Annotated in this window: 13 protein-coding genes; 6 read left to right on the top strand and 7 right to left on the bottom strand. The window is 66.1% G+C overall.

Annotation, left to right across the window (positions count from 1 at the left end):
* Positions 1-6: 6 nt before the first annotated feature.
* From ACM2ZB_RS05910 to cmk, 4 genes are all read right to left on the bottom strand, one after another.
* Positions 7-291, bottom strand: a complete 285-nt coding sequence (locus tag ACM2ZB_RS05910; protein ID WP_416057834.1) for a LapA family protein — start codon at positions 289-291, stop codon at positions 7-9.
* Between the two features lie 77 nt (positions 292-368).
* Positions 369-674 carry an integration host factor subunit beta gene (locus tag ACM2ZB_RS05915; RefSeq protein ID WP_005409286.1) on the bottom strand — a complete coding sequence of 102 codons (306 nt, stop codon included), beginning with the start codon at positions 672-674 and terminating at the stop codon, positions 369-371.
* Positions 675-764: 90 nt separating this feature from the next.
* Entirely contained in the window at positions 765-2450 is a 1686-nt protein-coding gene (gene rpsA, locus ACM2ZB_RS05920; protein WP_313439674.1) for a 30S ribosomal protein S1, read from the bottom strand.
* A 196-nt stretch (positions 2451-2646) separates the two neighbouring features.
* Positions 2647-3324 (bottom strand): (d)CMP kinase, encoded by a 678-nt coding sequence (cmk, locus tag ACM2ZB_RS05925; RefSeq protein ID WP_079221613.1) that lies wholly within the window; start codon positions 3322-3324, stop codon positions 2647-2649.
* A 197-nt stretch (positions 3325-3521) separates the two neighbouring features.
* Here cmk and ykgO point away from each other — a divergent pair, with 197 nt between their 5' ends.
* The 6 genes from ykgO (at position 3522) to ACM2ZB_RS05955 (ending at position 8084) form a co-directional block, all read left to right on the top strand.
* Entirely contained in the window at positions 3522-3647 is a 126-nt protein-coding gene (gene ykgO / locus ACM2ZB_RS05930) for a type B 50S ribosomal protein L36 (RefSeq protein ID WP_054656844.1), read from the top strand.
* 149 nt (positions 3648-3796) lie between these two features.
* Positions 3797-4126 (top strand): hypothetical protein, encoded by a 330-nt coding sequence (locus ACM2ZB_RS05935; protein WP_108746517.1) that lies wholly within the window; start codon positions 3797-3799, stop codon positions 4124-4126.
* Between the two features lie 39 nt (positions 4127-4165).
* On the top strand, positions 4166-5203 hold the full coding sequence (locus tag ACM2ZB_RS05940; RefSeq protein ID WP_416057835.1) for an agmatine deiminase family protein: 1038 nt from the start codon (positions 4166-4168) through the stop codon (positions 5201-5203).
* Between the two features lie 223 nt (positions 5204-5426).
* On the top strand, positions 5427-6314 hold the full coding sequence (locus tag ACM2ZB_RS05945) for a carbon-nitrogen hydrolase (RefSeq protein ID WP_313439671.1): 888 nt from the start codon (positions 5427-5429) through the stop codon (positions 6312-6314).
* A gap of 14 nt (positions 6315-6328) precedes the next feature.
* Positions 6329-6859 (top strand): GNAT family N-acetyltransferase, encoded by a 531-nt coding sequence (locus ACM2ZB_RS05950; RefSeq protein WP_416057836.1) that lies wholly within the window; start codon positions 6329-6331, stop codon positions 6857-6859.
* Between the two features lie 4 nt (positions 6860-6863).
* Positions 6864-8084, top strand: coding sequence for a TraB/GumN family protein (locus ACM2ZB_RS05955; protein WP_416057837.1), 1221 nt, complete (start codon positions 6864-6866; stop codon positions 8082-8084).
* 312 nt (positions 8085-8396) lie between these two features.
* On the opposite strand, the gene ACM2ZB_RS05960 is transcribed toward ACM2ZB_RS05955, so the two are convergent.
* The 3 genes from ACM2ZB_RS05960 to ACM2ZB_RS05970 are packed head-to-tail and all read right to left on the bottom strand — an operon-like array spanning position 8397 to position 16167.
* Complete coding sequence (locus tag ACM2ZB_RS05960; protein ID WP_416057838.1) at positions 8397-11474, bottom strand: efflux RND transporter permease subunit; 3078 nt, start codon at positions 11472-11474, stop codon at positions 8397-8399.
* A complete protein-coding gene (locus ACM2ZB_RS05965) occupies positions 11471-15007 on the bottom strand; it encodes an efflux RND transporter permease subunit (RefSeq protein WP_416057839.1) in 3537 nt (1178 codons plus the stop codon). Before ACM2ZB_RS05965 ends, ACM2ZB_RS05960 begins: the two co-directional genes overlap by 4 nt.
* Positions 15004-16167: an efflux RND transporter periplasmic adaptor subunit gene (locus tag ACM2ZB_RS05970; RefSeq protein ID WP_313439664.1), complete on the bottom strand. Its 1164-nt coding sequence runs from the start codon at positions 16165-16167 to the stop codon at positions 15004-15006. The genes ACM2ZB_RS05965 and ACM2ZB_RS05970 overlap by 4 nt, the downstream gene beginning before the upstream one ends.
* Positions 16168-16325 lie beyond the last annotated feature (158 nt).

Consider the following 16325-nt stretch of genomic DNA (forward strand, 5'->3'; position numbering starts at 1 on the left):
CTTCGATCAGCGTCCATCAAAAGATTGGGAGGGGGAAACCGGGGCCACAGGGGGGGCGACCGACTTGTTGGCGCGGCGCAGCTGGGCGTAGAGCGGAATGACCACGCTCACCAGCACCAGGCCGGCACCGACAATGACGCCGATCAGCAGCGAGGCGATGATCGCCACGCCAATCGAGGTCTTGAGTTGGGTGAACACCAGGTTGATGGTCATCTCGTCCATGTTCATGGCACCGATGATCAACCCGAGGAGAAGCACCGCCAGCAGGACCAGCAGACGAAAAACCTTCATGCGACAGCTCCATTGGCAGGAGACCGTAGCTTATCCGACTGGTGGTGGGATTCGCACGCAGTCGCGCGACGGGACCTTCAGGCCGGATCGGCGTCCAGCGGCAGCACACTGCTGACCCGCTCGCGCAGTTCCTTGCCCGGCTTGAAATGGGGAACGTGCTTGCCCGGCAGGGCCACCGATTCGCCAGTCTTCGGGTTGCGACCCAGGCGCGGCGGCCGGTAGTGCAGCGAGAAGCTGCCAAAGCCACGGATTTCGATGCGATCCCCGGCAGAGAGGGAACCGCCCATCATTTCCAGCAACGACTTCACCGCCAGATCGACATCATCGGCCTTCAGGTGCGCCTGGCGGCGCGCGAGGATTTCGATCAGTTCGGATTTGGTCATTGCCGGCTCACATCAGGGATCACTCACCCTGAAACGGCCCGGGCAATGAAGCCCGGGCCGTCCAGGAAACAACGTACAGCGTAAGGCCGATTACTCGGACTTGTTGCCGCTCAGCTGTGCACGCAGCAGCGCGCCCAGCTGGGTGGTGCCGCTGGCAGCCGAAGAGGACTGGTATTCCTCCAGCACTTCGCGCATTTCCGCGTCGTCCTTGGCCTTGATCGACAGCTGCAGGGTACGGCCCTTGCGGTCCATGCCCACGAACTTGGCTTCGACCTTGTCGCCGACCTTCAGGTGCTGGGTGGCGTCGTCAACGCGCTCGTTGGCGATGTCGCGTGCCGAGACGTAACCTTCGATGCCGTCAGCCAGCTCGATGATCGCGCCCTTGGCGTCGACTTCCTTCACCACGCCTTCAACCTTGGAGCCCTTCGGATTGGCAGCCATGTACTGGCCGAACGGATCCTGCTCCAGCTGCTTGACGCCCAGGGAGATGCGCTCGCGCTCCGGATCGACAGCCAGGACGACGGCGTCCAGGGTATCGCCCTTCTTGAAGTTGCGAACGATGTCTTCGCCAGTGGTCGCCCAGCTGATGTCGGACAGGTGAACCAGGCCGTCGATGCCGCCGTCCAGGCCGATGAAGATGCCGAAGTCGGTGATCGACTTGATCTGGCCCGACACCTTGTCACCCTTCTTGTGGGTGGCAGCGAAGGTTTCCCACGGATTGGCGGCAACCTGCTTCATGCCCAGCGAGATACGGCGACGCTCTTCATCGACGTCCAGCACCATCACTTCGACTTCGTCACCAACCTGCACAACCTTGGACGGGTTGACGTTCTTGTTGGTCCAATCCATCTCGGAGACGTGCACCAGGCCTTCGACGCCCGGCTCGATCTCGACGAACGCGCCGTAATCGGTGACGTTGGAGACCTTGCCGAAGACGCGGCTGTTGGCCGGGTAACGACGGCCGATGTTGTCCCACGGATCTTCGCCCAGCTGCTTCAGACCCAGCGAAACGCGGTTGCGCTCGCGGTCGAACTTCAGCACGCGGACGTCCAGCTCGTCGCCGACGTTCACGACTTCCGACGGGTGACGCACGCGCTTCCACGCCATGTCGGTGATGTGCAGCAGGCCGTCGATACCGCCCAGGTCCACGAACGCGCCGTAATCGGTCAGGTTCTTGACGACACCCTTCAGGATCGCGCCTTCCTGCAGCTTGTCCATCAGCTGCTCGCGCTCTTCCGAGTGCTCGCTTTCGACGACAGCGCGGCGCGAGACCACGACGTTGTTACGCTTGCGGTCCAGCTTGATGAGCTTGAACTCGAGCTCCTTGCCTTCCAGGTAGGCCGGATCGCGCACCGGGCGCACATCGACCAGGGAACCCGGCAGGAAGGCGCGGACATCCTTGATGTCCACGGTGAAACCACCCTTGACCTTGCCGCTGATGCGGCCGGTGATGGTTTCGTTCTTTTCCAACGCTTCTTCCAGCTCGTCCCACACCATCGCGCGCTTGGCCTTCTCGCGCGACAGGACGGTTTCGCCGAAGCCGTTCTCGATGGAGTCGAGGGCGACCTTGACGATGTCGCCTTCGGCGACGTCGATTTCGCCAGCGTCGTTACGGAACTGTTCGATCGGCACGATGCCTTCGGACTTCAGGCCAGCGTTGATCACCACGACGTCGCCGCGGACTTCAACAACGGTACCGCTGACGATGGCGCCCGGCTTCAGCTTGGCCAGGTTGGCCTGGCTGGCTTCAAACAGTTCGGCAAATGATTCGGTCATTAGATTTACTCTGTTGGACACATGGGTCGGTGGCGTCCCTTCAGGGATTGACGACCGCCCGCCTGTTGGTCGACCCCGGAAACGCAGGTCGTGTGTAGTAGGAAAACCGCCACGCATCATTGCGCGGCGGAGCTGGTACAGCACTGCTATGCGCGACCACCACCGGTGTTGCTGGTGGCACTCCCGCGCGAACGGATCAGGCAGCCGGAACCGGAAGCAGATCCATCACTCGGGCAACGACATCATCGATGCCGATGCCTGTGGTGTCGATGAGGACAGCATCGTCTGCCGGCTTCAGGGGCGCCACGGTACGCTGAGCATCACGGGCGTCGCGGGCCATGATCTCGCGCAGGAGGTCATCAAAGTTAACAGAAACCCCCTTGTCTTTCAACTGCTTATGCCGGCGCTCGGCGCGCTCCTCGGCACTGGCGGTCAGGAAGACCTTGTAGGGGGCGTCCTTGAAGATCACCGTGCCCATGTCGCGGCCGTCGGCGACCAGGCCCGGCAGTTCCCTGAATGCGCGCTGGCGCTCCTTCAGGGCCGCGCGGACCTCGGGAATGGCGGCAATGGCCGAGGCCAGCGCGCCGGTGGTCTCCAGGCGCAGCTCGTCGGTGGCGTCGGTGCCGTTGACCATGACCCGCATCGACTCGCCCTGTTCAACAAACTGAACATGGGTGTCGAAGGTGCAGCGCACCAACGCCGAGGCATCGGAGGTATCGATGTCGGCCCAGCTCGCTGCCACGCCCACCGCCCGGTACAGAGCGCCCGAATCCAGGTAATGCCAGCCCAGACGGCGCGCGACGATGCGGCTGATGGTACCCTTGCCGGCCCCCGAAGGGCCGTCGATGGTCAGGACGGGAGCGAGTGGATTCATGGGGGTCCTAGCGCGTGTGAAGGGGCCATTCTAGCCCCTGCCCGGAGCCCCGCGCAGAGACTTTCGCGCAACCACTTGAAACCACGACGAAAAGCCCGGTAGAATGGCGGGCTTGAACGAGCGCCAACTGCCGATTGTCTTTCGCATATCGCGGCCACGCTCCACCCGAACAACTACTGTTTACGCCGAGGTATGCCATGAAAATCCTGTCCTCCCTGAAGTCGGCGAAGGCCCGTCACCGCGACTGCAAGGTCGTCCGTCGTCGTGGCAAGATCTTCGTCATCTGCAAGTCGAACCCGCGTTTCAAGGCGCGTCAGCGCTAAGCCTCACGGCCTTCGGGCCGCGGCGGGTCCCGCGCGGGACCGACCCGATGCAAAAAGCCGCCTTCGGGCGGTTTTTTGTTGCATGCGGCTTTTTTTTCCTGCCGTTTTTGCTGTAATCGCCTTTCTTGACCACTGGGGAGTAGATCGAGATGAAGCGTTACCTGAGCACCCTGGCCGTTCTGGCCACCCTGGCCGCCGCCACGCCGGCGCTGGCCGATACCCTGCTGGTCGACCGCGCCGCCGAAAAGCCGGCCGGTGCCCTGCCCGTCCGCGGCCAGAGCATGCAGCAGGTGCAGTCGCAGTTCGGCGCGCCGAGCGAGCAGCTGCAGCCGCGCGGCGGCCAGAAGCGCCAGTGGCCGACCATCAACCGCTGGGTCTACCCGCAATTCACCGTCTACTTCGAAAAGCAGAAGGTGATCGACGTGGTGGCCAACAAGGCGGACCCGAACGAGATCGGCCCGAAGCCGCCGATCCGCTGAACCCCCTACCCGCCGCTGGCGGGCCTGTGTAGCGAGACCATGAACCAGACCCTTCGTTTTCCTGCCGAATGGGAAGCCCAGAGCGGCGTCCTGATTGCCTGGCCCACTGCCGACACCGACTGGGCCGACCGCCTGGGCCAGGTGGAGGAGACCTACATCGCACTGGTCGCCGCCATCACCCGCTTCCAGCCGGTGCTGATCTGCGTGGCCGACGACGATGTGGAGACCTATGCCGAAATGCGGCTGCGCTCCAACCGCATCGACATGGACCGGGTCCACTTCACCACGGCGGCATACGACGACACCTGGCTGCGTGACTCCGGCCCGATCACCCTGCGCCGCGCCGACGGCAGCTTCCAGCTGCTGGATTTCCGCTTCACCGGCTGGGGCGGCAAGTTCGATGCCACCTTGGACGACCAGCTGGTGGGCGTGCTGGACCAGGCCGGCGTGTTCAACAACGCGCCGGTGCGCAGCATTGCCTTCGCCCTGGAAGGCGGCGGCATCGAGACCGACGGTGAAGGCACCCTGCTGACCACCTGGAAGTGCCTGCACGAGCGCCACCCGGACCGCGACCGCGCCAGCCTGAGCGCCGACCTGGCCGACTGGCTGCAGCAGGACCGTGTGCTGTGGCTGGACCATGGCTACCTGGAAGGCGACGACACCGACGCCCACATCGACACCCTGGCCCGCTTTGCTTCGCCTGACAGCATCGTCTACCAGGCCTGCGACGACGAAAGCGACTCGCACTACGCCGAACTGCAGGCGATGGGCAACGAGCTGGCCGCACTTCGCACCAAGGATGGGCAGCCGTACCGCCTGTTCCCGCTGCCGTGGGCCCAGCCGGTGATCGACGAGGGCCGCCGCCTGGCCGCGTCGTACGCCAATTACCTGATCGTCAACGGTGCGGTGCTGATGCCGGCCTACGGCGACCCGGCCGACGACCTGGCCCGCGATGTGCTGGCCCAGGCCCACCCGGGCCGCGAGATCGTGCAGGTCCCCTGCCGTTCGCTGATCTGGCAGAACGGCAGCCTGCACTGCATCACCATGCAGCTGCCGGAAGGGTTGTTGAAGGCCTGACGGATGACGCCGGGCCCCGCCCGGCACCGCTTGTGTAGCGTCGAGCCATGCTCGACTGGCTTCTTGTGGAGCCGAGCCCACGCTCGGCTGGCCGCTCGCGCGATCGAAGCAGAACGCAGCCGAGCATGGGCTCGGCTCTACAACACCGGCCATTCAGCGCGCGACACGCCGTCGCCGCCCATCCGCGCTAACATGCAGGTTTTCCCCCGCAGGAACGCCCCGCATGAACTCGCGCAGCCCCCTTACCGTCGCCCTGATCCAGGAGCGCAACCACGGTGATGCCGCCGCCAACCTGGCGGTGATCGAAGCACGCGTGGCCGAGGCGGCTGCGCAGGGCGCGAAACTGGTGCTGCTGCAGGAACTGCACAACGGTCCTTACTTCTGCCAGCACGAGTCGGTTGACGAATTCGACCTGGCCGAGCCGATTCCGGGCCCCAGCACCGAGCGCCTGGGCGCGCTGGCCAAGAAGCATGGCGTGGTGCTGGTCGGCTCGCTGTTCGAGCGCCGCGCCGCCGGCCTGTACCACAACACCGCCGTGGTGTTCGAGAAGGACGGCACCCTGCTGGGTAAGTACCGCAAGATGCACATCCCGGACGATCCGGGCTTCTACGAAAAGTTCTATTTCACCCCGGGTGACATCGGCTTCAAGCCGATCGATACCTCGGTGGGCCGCCTGGGCGTGCTCGTGTGCTGGGACCAGTGGTACCCGGAAGCGGCGCGCCTGATGGCGCTGGCCGGCGCCGAGCTGCTGCTCTACCCCACCGCGATCGGCTGGGACCCGGACGACGTGCAGGACGAGAAGACCCGCCAGCGCGACGCCTGGGTGCTGAGCCACCGCGGCCACGCCGTGGCCAACGGGCTGCCGGTGCTGAGCTGCAACCGCGTGGGCCACGAAGCGTCGCCGCTGGGCGCCTCGGGCATCCAGTTCTGGGGCAACAGCCACGTGCTGGGCCCGCAGGGCGAATTCCTGGCCGAAGCCGGCACCGATGCCACCGTGCTGATGTGCGATGTCGATCTGCAGCGCAGCGAACACGTGCGCCGCATCTGGCCGTTCCTGCGCGACCGTCGCATCGACGCGTACGGTGACCTGCTCAAGCGCTACATCGACTGAGCCGGAGCGCTGCCATGGCCGTCCTCATCCGTGATGCCGGCCCGGCCGACATCGCCGCGGTCACCGCGATCTACGCGGTGGAAGTGACCGACTTCGTCAACACCTACGAGTACGACATCCCGGACCAGGCCGAGATGCTGCGCCGCATGCGCGACATCATCGACCGGGGCTTCCCCTATCTGGTCGCCGAGATCGACGGCCAGGTGGCCGGCTATGCCTACGCCAACACCTACCGCACCCGCATTGCCTACCAGTGGACCGTGGAAAATTCGGTCTACGTCGATGCCGCGTTCCAGGGCAAGGGCGTGGGCACCGGCCTGTTGCAGGCCCTCATCGACGCCTGCACCGCGCGCGGCTACCGGCAGATGGTGGCGGTGATCGGCGAACCGACCAACACCGCTTCCATCAAGCTGCACGAACGCTTCGGCTTCCACCTGGTGGGCGTGTTCCAGGGCCTGGGCCGCAAGCATGGCCGCTGGCTGGACACCGTGCAGATGCAGCGCGCGCTCGGCGATGGCGCCGACACCGCACCTTCCAATGAATGAACCCATGACCGAAACCCTTCCCGAAACCGGCGACGACTTGTTCGCTGGCCAGCCCGTGCGCGTTGTTGAACGCGACGGCGTGCGCTACACCCTGCTGGGCACCGCCCACGTCTCCCATGCCAGCGTCGAGGCGGTGGAAAAAGCCATCGACAGCGGACGATTCGACGCGGTGGCCGTCGAGCTGGACCCGCAGCGCCTGCAGGCACTGAGCGACCCGGACACGCTGGCCAAGCTGGACCTGGTGGAAGTGATCCGCAAGGGCCGCGTGGCGCTGTTCGCGGCCAACCTGGCGCTGTCGGCCTACCAGCGCCGCCTGGCCGAGCAGCTGGGCATCGAACCCGGTGCCGAACTGAAGCGCGCAGTGGACCTGGCGCGCGAGCGCAACCTGCCGGTGCACCTGATCGACCGTGAGGTCGGCCTGACCTTCCGCCGCGCGTCGCAGCGGCTGGGCTTCTTCGGCAAGCTGAAGCTGGTGGCCGGCCTGGGTGCCGGCCTGTTCTCGTCGGAAGAAGTGGGCGAGAACGAGATCGAGAAGCTCAAGCAGGGCGACATGCTGGAATCGAGCTTCGGCGAATTCGCCACCGAAAGCCCGGCGCTGTACGAGACCATCATCGGCGAGCGCGACCGTTACATGGCCACGCGCCTGCGCGAGGAACACAACCCGCAGCTGCGCGAGGTGCTGGCCGTGGTCGGTGCCGGCCATCTGGCCGGGCTGGCGCGCTACCTGGAAACCGATACCGCCGAACCGGCGCCGCTGCGCGCGGAACTGGAAGCGGTGCCGAAGAAGCGCAACATTCCGTGGTTCACCCTGGGCATCCTGGCCATCGTCATCACCGGCATTGCGGTGGGCTTCTACCGGGGTGGGCTGGGCGTGGGTACCGAACTGCTGGCAACGTGGGCGATGTACACCGGCGGCCTGGCCGGCCTCGGCTGCCTGCTGGCCGGCAGCCATCCGCTGAGCATCCTGACCGCGATCGCGGTGGCACCGTTCAAGCCGTTCCGCCTGAGCATCCCCACCGGTGCGTTCTCGGCGCTGGTGGAAGCGCGCCTGCGCAAGCCGGCCTATGAGGATTTCCTCAAGCTGCGTGACGATGCGCAGAGCCTGAAGGGCTGGTACCGCAACCGCGTCACCCGCGTGGTGCTTACCTTCATGCTGACCAACCTGGGCAGCATGCTCGGGCTGTGGCTGACCGCCGGCAAGGTGTGGGGCCAAGTCGCGGGTTGATTCAGCGGTGGCGGGTCATGCGACCCGTAGCGCCCGAGCCCATGCTCGGGCGGCGCCGCGGAGCGGCGAAAGGTAGGTGCCAACCTTGGTTGGCGTCGCTTTCCAGACGCGTACAGCAGCCGAGCGTGGGCTCGGCTCTACAGGTCGATGCCAACGCTGGTTGAAAAAAAGGGGGAGACCGCCCCACTACGACCGGTCTCCCCCCACCACAAACACGTTGTCGCGCAAGACAGCCGAGCATGGCTCGGCTCTACGGTGTCCCTCCCCCACCACAAACACGTTGTTGCAGCCATCAGTCGAGCAAGCTCGACTCTACGCGGCTGTTGCCTCCACGTTGTCCAGCCCACGCGCGCGCCGGATCAGCCGCGTGACCGCGCTGCGCAGGTCATCCAGCACGGCATAGATGGTCGGCAGGAACAGCAGGCTGACCACGGTGGAGAACGCCAGGCCACCGGCAATGGCGCGTGCCATCGGCGCATATTCCGGGCCATCGCCGAACATCTGCGTGTTGGTGAGCGAGATCGGCACCATCGCCAGGATCGCCGTGCCCATGGTCATCATGATCGGCCGCAGGCGCTCGCGTGAGCCTTCCACCAGCGCCTGGGTGCGGCCCATGCCGCCGCGCCGCAGGTTGTTGATGTGCTCGATCATCACGATGCCGTTGTTCACCACCACGCCCATCAGCACCAGGATGCCGATGAAGGACATGATTCCGAACGAGGTGCCGGTGATCCAGAACAGCCAGAACACGCCGAAGATGGAAAACAGTACGCCGCTCATGATCGCCGCCGGGAACAGCAACGATTCGAACACCGCGGCCATCACCACGTAGATCATCACCAGGGCGATGAGCAGGTTGAACACCATCTGCTGCATGGCTTCGTTGTCGTTGCCGTAGTCACCGCCATCGAAGGTATAGCCATAGCCGGCCGGGAAGCTCATCGGCTTGAGCACCGCTTCGATCGCGTTGCGGCCATCGGGCGCGGTGATCTTCTCGGCCAGGTTGGCCTTGATGGTGAGGGTGGTCTGGCGGTTGGTGCGGCCGATCTGGGTGGCCGATGAACCGATGTCCACGCTGACCAGGCTGAGCAGCGGCACGCTGCGGCCATCGCCGGTGCGCACGCTGTAGCCGGCCAGGTCTTCCGGGCTGCTCTGCTCGGCACCGGCGAAGCGCACCCACACCGGCACTTCATTGTCGCCGCGGCGGAACTCGCGCATCGGCGCACCGCGCAGGGCCAGGCCGACGAAACTGGCCACCTGTTCGGCGTTGAACCCGAAGGCAGCGGCGCGCTCGCGGTCGACCCGCACCTTCAGCTCGCCGCCCTTCTCGCCGTTGTCGATGCGCACATCACGCAGTTCCGGGCGCTGGGCCAGCAGCGGCAGCACCTCCTGGCCGATCTCCTGCAGCATCGTGCTGGAATCACCCACCAGCTGCACCTGCACGCCCTGGTTGCTGCCGCCGCCGTCGCCGCCCTGGTTGCCGACGAAGTAATCGGTGCGGGCGGACTTGGGCAGGCCCTTGCGCAGCTCTTCCTGCAGCGCCTTGATGTCCTTGGCGAACTTCTCGTCCACGGTGACCACGGTCGAGCTGCCTTCCTGCTCGCTGTACCAGGAATAGACCTGCTTGACGTGCAGGCGCTCGCGGTTCTGCTCGACCCACGCTTCCACGCGGGCCACTTCCTCGGACATCTGCCGGTAGGTATAGGCCCCCTTCCACATGTAGCCGATGAAGATGTCCTTGCCACCACCGCCGCCGAACATGTCCACCTTGGTGAGCTTCATCGGCACCAGGCTGACCAGCACCACCAGCAGGATGCCCAGCAGGCTCCAGCCGCGATGGCGCAGCGACCAGTCCAGCAGGCGTGCATAGCGGCGCTGCAGGCGGGCGATCACGCCGGTCTGCGAATGCAGCAGCTTGGGCGTGGCCATGCGTGCGGACAGCATCGGGATCAGGCTGACCGCCACCAGCCACGAGGCCAGCAGCGAGACCGAGATGGTGATCGCGATCTGCGCCATGAAGATGCTGATGTTGTTGGTCTCACCAAACAGGTTGGGCACGAACACGATGCAGTGGCACAGGGTGCCGGCGCTGAGCGCGATGGCCACGTTGCGGGTGCCGATGATCGAGGCCAGGCGCGGCTGGTCCGGCATGCGCTCGCGTTCCTGGTAGATGCTCTCCACCACCACCACGGCGTTGTCGACCAGCATGCCGACGGCCAGCAACAACCCCATCATGGTCAGGATGTTCAGCGTCACCCCGGCGAAGTACATGAAACCCAGGGTGATGGTGAAGCAGATCGGAATGGCCAAGGTCACCATCAGGGTGGACGGCCAGTGGCGCAGGAAGAAGAACAGCACCGTGATCGACAGGATCAGGCCCACCGCGCCGGCTTCGGCCAGTTCCAGCAGCGAGGAGGTGACCGCCTTGCCCTGGTTGTCGATGACCTTGATCTGCACGTCGCGCATGGACTCCTGCGCGCGGATAGCCTCGACCTCGGCCAGTGCCGCACGCGAGACGTCCACCAGATTGGCACTGCGTTCCTTGAAGATGTCCAGGCCGACGGCAGGATTGCCATCCAGGCGGCGGCCGTAGTTCATCCGCGCCGGCTTCAGGCGCACCTCGGCAATGTCGCCCAGGCGCAGGCCCTTGGCATTGATCACCAGGTCACGCATTTCCTGCAGGTCGGTGATCTCGCCCACCGGCTGCACGCGCACGCGCTGGCCGTTGTCGTCGATCTGCCCTGCCGAGATCGAGAAGTTCAGCGTGCGCAGGCGATCGCTCAGTTCGTTGATGCTCAGGCCATGCGCGTTGAGCCGGTCCGGATCGATCGCGATCTCGACTTCGTTCGGCGGTGCGCCGGTGATGTCCACGCGGGCCACGCCGGGGATGCGCTCGATGCGCCGCTTGAACTCGCGGTCGAGCATGTCATAGGCCGCGGTCAGGTCGGTGGTGCTGGCCAGGCGCACCTTCAGCACCGGCTGGTCGCTGCTGGACCACTTGAACACGTTGTAGCGCTGCAGGTCGTCGGGCAGGTCGCTGCGGATCGCGTCGATGCGTTCACGCGCATCGGACGCGGCGATGGCGATGTCGCGGTCCCAGTCGCTGAACTCGATGAAGATCGAGGCCGCTTCGGAGGTTGCCGACGAGCGCATGCGCTTGATGCCGGTCATCGTCGCCAGCGATTCCTCCACCGGGCGGATGATGGTCCGCTCGACCTCTTCGGGGGTCGAACCGGTGTACGGGATCTGCACGAACAGGAACGGCGCGGAAATGTCCGGCAGTGCCTCCAGCGGCAGGCGGAACGAGGCAATCAGGCCCACCACCACCAGCGAGATGAAGCACATGATGGTGGTGACCGGCCGGCGGATGGAGAACTCGGCAACGCTCATGCCGGTTCCTCCCCAGCACCCGGGTGCGCCGCCGGGCGACCGCCTTCGGCGGCTTGCAGGCCTTCACCGGCATGCTTGCGGCCACGTTCGCGGTAATAGGCATCGCCGCGGCGGTCCATCAGGTCGTACACCACCGGGATGACCAGCAGGGTCAGCAGGGTCGACACCAGCAGGCCGCCGATGACGGTGATCGCCATCGGTGCGCGCACCTCGGCGCCCTCGCCCATCGCCACCGCCAGCGGCAGGAAGCCGAACAGCGTGCACAGGGTGGTCATGATGATCGGCCGCAGGCGCGAGCGCGCACCTTCCACCAGGGCCTCGTGCTTGGCCACGCCGGCCTCGCGCAGCTGGTTGACCTTGTCGATGAGGATGATCGCGTTCTTGGTGACCAGGCCGACCAGCAGGATCAGGCCGATGAACACCACTACCGAGATGGGCTTGCCGGTCAGCAGCAGGGCCAGGATGGCACCGACCAGGGCCAGCGGAATGGTGAACAGGATGACGAACGGATGCAGCAGCGATTCGAACTGCGAGGCCATCACCAGGTAGACCAGGAAGATGGCCAGGCCGAAGGCGAAGATCAGCGACTTGGCGGCCTGGGCCAGTTCCTCGCCCTGGCCACCGATATGCAGGCCGACGCCCGCACCCAGCGGCTGCTCGGCCACCATCTGCTGCACTTCACGCATGGCTGCGCCCAGGTCGATGTCGCGCAGGTTGGCCGACACCACCGCGACGCGGGTCTGGTCGGCACGGTGGATCTCGCTGGGGCCGGTGGTGGCGACCACGTCGGCCACCGCGTCCAGGGTGACCGGACGACTGCTGCCCGGGTTCACGATCAGGCGGCGGATGCTGTCCACGCTGGCACGGTCACCTTCCTGCGCACGCACCAGCACGTCGATCTTGCGGTCGCGGAAGCTGTAGCGGGTGGCCACGTCGCCACGCACCTTCTTCACCACCACATCGGCGATCTGGCGGGTGGTCAGGCCGAGTGCGCCGGCCCGTTCCTGGTCGAAGCGGATCTGGATTTCCGGGAAGCCCTCTTCCACCGTCGACTTCACATCGGCGTAGTGCGCATTGCCGCGCAGCAGGGCCGCCAGGCGCTGGCCAGCCTGTTCCAGCGTGGCCATGTCCTGCCCGCGCAGCTCGATTTCCAGCGGTGTGGAGAAGCTGAACAAGGCTGGGCGTGCAAAGTCGACCTGGGCACCGGGGTGCTGGCCCATGGTGTCGCGCAGGCGTTCGGTGATCTCCGCTTCGGTGCGCGCGTTGCCGCCGCCTTCCATCACCACGGTCAGCTTGCCGATGTTCTCGCCGCTTTCGGTGGGGCTGGCATCCAGGCGCGTCCCGCTGCCGCTCACGCCGTACAGCGAGGCCACGCCCTCGCCCTTGCCATGCGCCAGCTGCAGTTCGCGCACCAGCGCATCGGTCTGCTTCAACGGCGTGCCGGCGGGCAGCTTGACCGTCATTTCGAAGCGGTCCTGCGCCAGCTGCGGGATCAGGTCGGCGCCCAGCATGGGCACCAGGGCCATGGTGCCGACGAAGGCCAGCGAGGCCAGGCCCAGCACCTTGCCCGGGTGGGCCAGCGCACTGGGCAGCAGCCGCAGGTAGCCGCGTTCGGCACCGGCATAGGGCTTCATGGCGATGTCGCTGGCCTTGCGCATGACCGGCCCGACCACGGCCACCACGCCACGCCATACGCGCACCACCAGCCAGGCCAAGGCGAAGAAGCTCCAGCGCACGCTGGCCACGAAGCCACGGCGGCCCAGTGCGACCGGCTTCTGCCAGCGGCTTTGCGGGCGCCACGGTTCGGCCTGGGCCTCTTCCGGGAAGGCCAGCGGCGGACGGCCCTTCAGCGAGCTGAGCATGGGGATCAGGGTCATCGACACCAGCAGCGAGATCGCGATGGCGATGGCCACGGTCAGGGCCTGGTCACGGAACAGCTGGCCGGCGATGCCGTCGACGAACACCAGCGGCAGGAACACGGCAATGGTGGTCAGGGTGGACGCGACCACGGCCATGCTCACTTCACGGGTACCGGCAATTGCGGCCTGCAGGATGCCCAGGCCGCGTTCGCGCGCCTTGGCGATGCTTTCCAGCACCACGATCGAGTCATCCACCACCAGGCCGGTGGCCAGCGCCAGGCCGCCCAGCGACATCACGTTCAAGCTCAGGCCCAGCTGGCCCATGAAGAAGAACGTGGCGATGATCGAGACCGGCAGCGACAGGCTGATCACGAAGGTGCTCCAGCCATCGCGCAGGAACAGGAAGATGATCAGGATGGCCAGCAGGCCGCCGATCACCGCGTCCTTCTTGACGTCACTGATGGCGTGCTCGATGAAGCGCGACTGGTCCTCGATGGTGGTCAGTTCGGCATCGGCCGGGAAGGTGCTCTTGATCTGCTCCAGGCGCGTGCGCAGGGCCGCAGCGGTGGCCACGGTATTGGCATCGCCTTCCTTGTAGATCGCCAGTTCCACCGATTCCTTGCCGCCCAGGCGGATGATCGCCTCGCGTTCCTTGTAGCCCTGGCGCACGGTGGCCACATCTTTCAGGCGCACCGGCACGCCATTGGCGACCACGCTGGAACCCCCACCGGAGGAGGCACTCTGCGCCGCCGACGCTGCGGCCACGGCGGCCGCCGAGCCGGTGGAAGCGGCGATGTTGAACATCTGCTGCAGGGCCGAATCGGCCGCGCTGCCATTGGAGGACTGGGTGGTGACCAGCAGGTTGCGGATCTCTTCCAGATCGGCGAACTGGTTGACGGTGCGCACCAGGAAACGCTGCGAGCCCTCCTCCAGGCGGCCGCCGGAGATGTTGATGTTCTCTTCCTTCAACCGCTTGATGACGGTGTCGATGGGCAGGTTGAGCTGGGCCAGCTTCTGCTGGTCGATGTCGACCTGGATCTCGTCCTCCAGGCCACCGCCCACCTTGACCGCGGCCACGCCGGTGACCGGTTCGAGCTTCTTCTTCAGGTCTTCGTCGGCATAGCGGCGCAACGCGGTCAGTTCGCGGATGGCGTCCTCATCGCTGGCCGGGGTGGCCTTGGTCGACAGCACCAGGCGCATGATCGGCTCGGTGGACGGATTGAAGCGCAGCAGCACCGGCGCCTTGGCCTCCAGCGGCAGGTTAAGCGCTTCCATCTTGTCGCGCACTTCCAGACTGGCCTGGTCCATGTTGGTGCCCCAGGCGAATTCGAGCACCACATCGCTCTGCCCGGTGCGCGAGACTGATTTCAGCTTGCGCAGGTTCTTGACCACGCCCACCGCTTCTTCCACCGGTTGGGTGATCAGGCTTTCGATTTCGGTCGGCGCCGCACCGGTGTATTCGGTACGCACGGTGAGCGTGGGGTAGCTCAGGTCCGGCAGCAGGTTCACCTTGAGGTTGCCCAGCGCGATCAGGCCGAACAGCAGCAGGGTGACCGTGCACATGGCGATGGTCACGCGGCGGCGGGTGGCGAATTCCACCAGGCCGCCGCGCATGGCGGCGGCGGCGCCGTCGCCGCCCGGCGAGGCACCGTGGTCGTGGCCCGGGGCGGTCATTGCTGGCTCCCGGCCTTGTCAGCGGGCTTGGCGGCGGCGGTGACCGCAGCCGGCTTTGCCTTCGGGTTGGCCTTGGGATCGGCGATGACCTGCACGGCGGTACCGTCGCGCAGGGCAACCTTGCCGGCAGTCACGATCTGGTCGCCGGCAGCCAGGCCGTCGCGGATTTCCACCCACGGCCCTTCGGCATAGCCCAGCTTGACCGGCACGCGGGCGACCTTGCCTTCGCGCACACGGAACACCGCCGGCTCGCCGTCGTCCAGCAGGGCCAGGCGCGGCACCACCAGGGCGTCGGCGCGCTGGTCGTAGTCGATGCGGATGCGGCCGAACATACCCGGTTGCAGCGCATGCTCGGTGCCATTGAAGGCGCTGACCACGCGGAAGGTGCCGCTGCCCGAATCGACCACCGGGGCGATGCGGTCGACGGTGCCGGTGAAGGTCTGGCCCGGCAGCGCATCGGCCGACAGGGTGACCGGCTGGCCGGCACGCAGGGTGGCCAGTTCGCGCTCGGGCACGTTGAGGGTGGCTTCCAGCTGCGAGTTGTCGACGATGCGGAAGATGGGCGTGTTGATCTGCACGAAGTTGCCGGTCTTGATCGAACGCGAGGCGATCACGCCCGAGATGGGCGCCACCACCGTGGTGTAGGACAGTTCCAGCGTGGCCAGGCGGTACTGCGCGCGCATGTTTTCCAGGTCGTAGCGCAGCTGGTCGACGTCGGCGGCGCTGACCATCTGCTGGCCCACCAGTTTCTGCGCACGCTGGTAGTTGTTTTCCAGCTTGCGCATCTGGGCTTCGCTCTGCGCCACGGCCAGGCGCGCGCGGTCCGGGTCCAGGCGCACCAGTGGCTGCCCGGCGGTGACCCGCTGGCCTTCCTCGACCAGTACCGCCAGCGCCACACCGGAGGTCTTGGCCACTACCTGCGATTCGGCGCGCGGTTCCAGCGCGGCGGTGCCGGTGTAGCTGGCGGCCACGGCGCGGTGGCTGGCCACGGCAACTTCCACCGGTACCGCATCGACCTTCTTCGCGTCCTTGGTTTCGGCCGCCTTGGCTTCGGAATTGGGGCCCGCGGCGCAACCGCCCAGCAGCAGGGAGGTGGAGATCAGCAGAGCAGCGGCACAGAGTCCAGTGCGGCGGCCGGGCAGGAAGGTTGGGTGCGACATCGTCAGATCCCTGGAGGATGCGTAGGCAGGTGTGGTAGCAAAGTAATGCACCACTTCACGGCAACACCATATCCCAAAGGTCATGGTGCCTTCACGCCGCCGGTCGGCCCGACCCCCATTTCAGCTAGATGAAACCTGAGGCTATACTCGGGTCGTTC

It is taken from the genome of Stenotrophomonas maltophilia (assembly GCF_047782825.1).
Lineage (GTDB): Bacteria > Pseudomonadota > Gammaproteobacteria > Xanthomonadales > Xanthomonadaceae > Stenotrophomonas.

Bases quoted from the DNA above. Each gene is read 5' to 3' on its own strand.
- ACM2ZB_RS05910 (WP_416057834.1), bottom strand. From the start codon at position 291: ATGAAGGTTTTTCGTCTGCTGGTCCTGCTGGCGGTGCTTCTCCTCGGG.
- ACM2ZB_RS05915 (WP_005409286.1), bottom strand. From the start codon at position 674: ATGACCAAATCCGAACTGATCGAAATCCTCGCGCGCCGCCAGGCGCAC.
- rpsA (WP_313439674.1), bottom strand. From the start codon at position 2,450: ATGACCGAATCATTTGCCGAACTGTTTGAAGCCAGCCAGGCCAACCTG.
- cmk (WP_079221613.1), bottom strand. From the start codon at position 3,324: ATGAATCCACTCGCTCCCGTCCTGACCATCGACGGCCCTTCGGGGGCC.
- ykgO (WP_054656844.1), top strand. From the start codon at position 3,522: ATGAAAATCCTGTCCTCCCTGAAGTCGGCGAAGGCCCGTCACCGCGAC.
- ACM2ZB_RS05935 (WP_108746517.1), top strand. From the start codon at position 3,797: ATGAAGCGTTACCTGAGCACCCTGGCCGTTCTGGCCACCCTGGCCGCC.
- ACM2ZB_RS05940 (WP_416057835.1), top strand. From the start codon at position 4,166: ATGAACCAGACCCTTCGTTTTCCTGCCGAATGGGAAGCCCAGAGCGGC.
- ACM2ZB_RS05945 (WP_313439671.1), top strand. From the start codon at position 5,427: ATGAACTCGCGCAGCCCCCTTACCGTCGCCCTGATCCAGGAGCGCAAC.
- ACM2ZB_RS05950 (WP_416057836.1), top strand. From the start codon at position 6,329: ATGGCCGTCCTCATCCGTGATGCCGGCCCGGCCGACATCGCCGCGGTC.
- ACM2ZB_RS05955 (WP_416057837.1), top strand. From the start codon at position 6,864: ATGACCGAAACCCTTCCCGAAACCGGCGACGACTTGTTCGCTGGCCAG.
- ACM2ZB_RS05960 (WP_416057838.1), bottom strand. From the start codon at position 11,474: ATGAGCGTTGCCGAGTTCTCCATCCGCCGGCCGGTCACCACCATCATG.
- ACM2ZB_RS05965 (WP_416057839.1), bottom strand. From the start codon at position 15,007: ATGACCGCCCCGGGCCACGACCACGGTGCCTCGCCGGGCGGCGACGGC.
- ACM2ZB_RS05970 (WP_313439664.1), bottom strand. From the start codon at position 16,167: ATGTCGCACCCAACCTTCCTGCCCGGCCGCCGCACTGGACTCTGTGCC.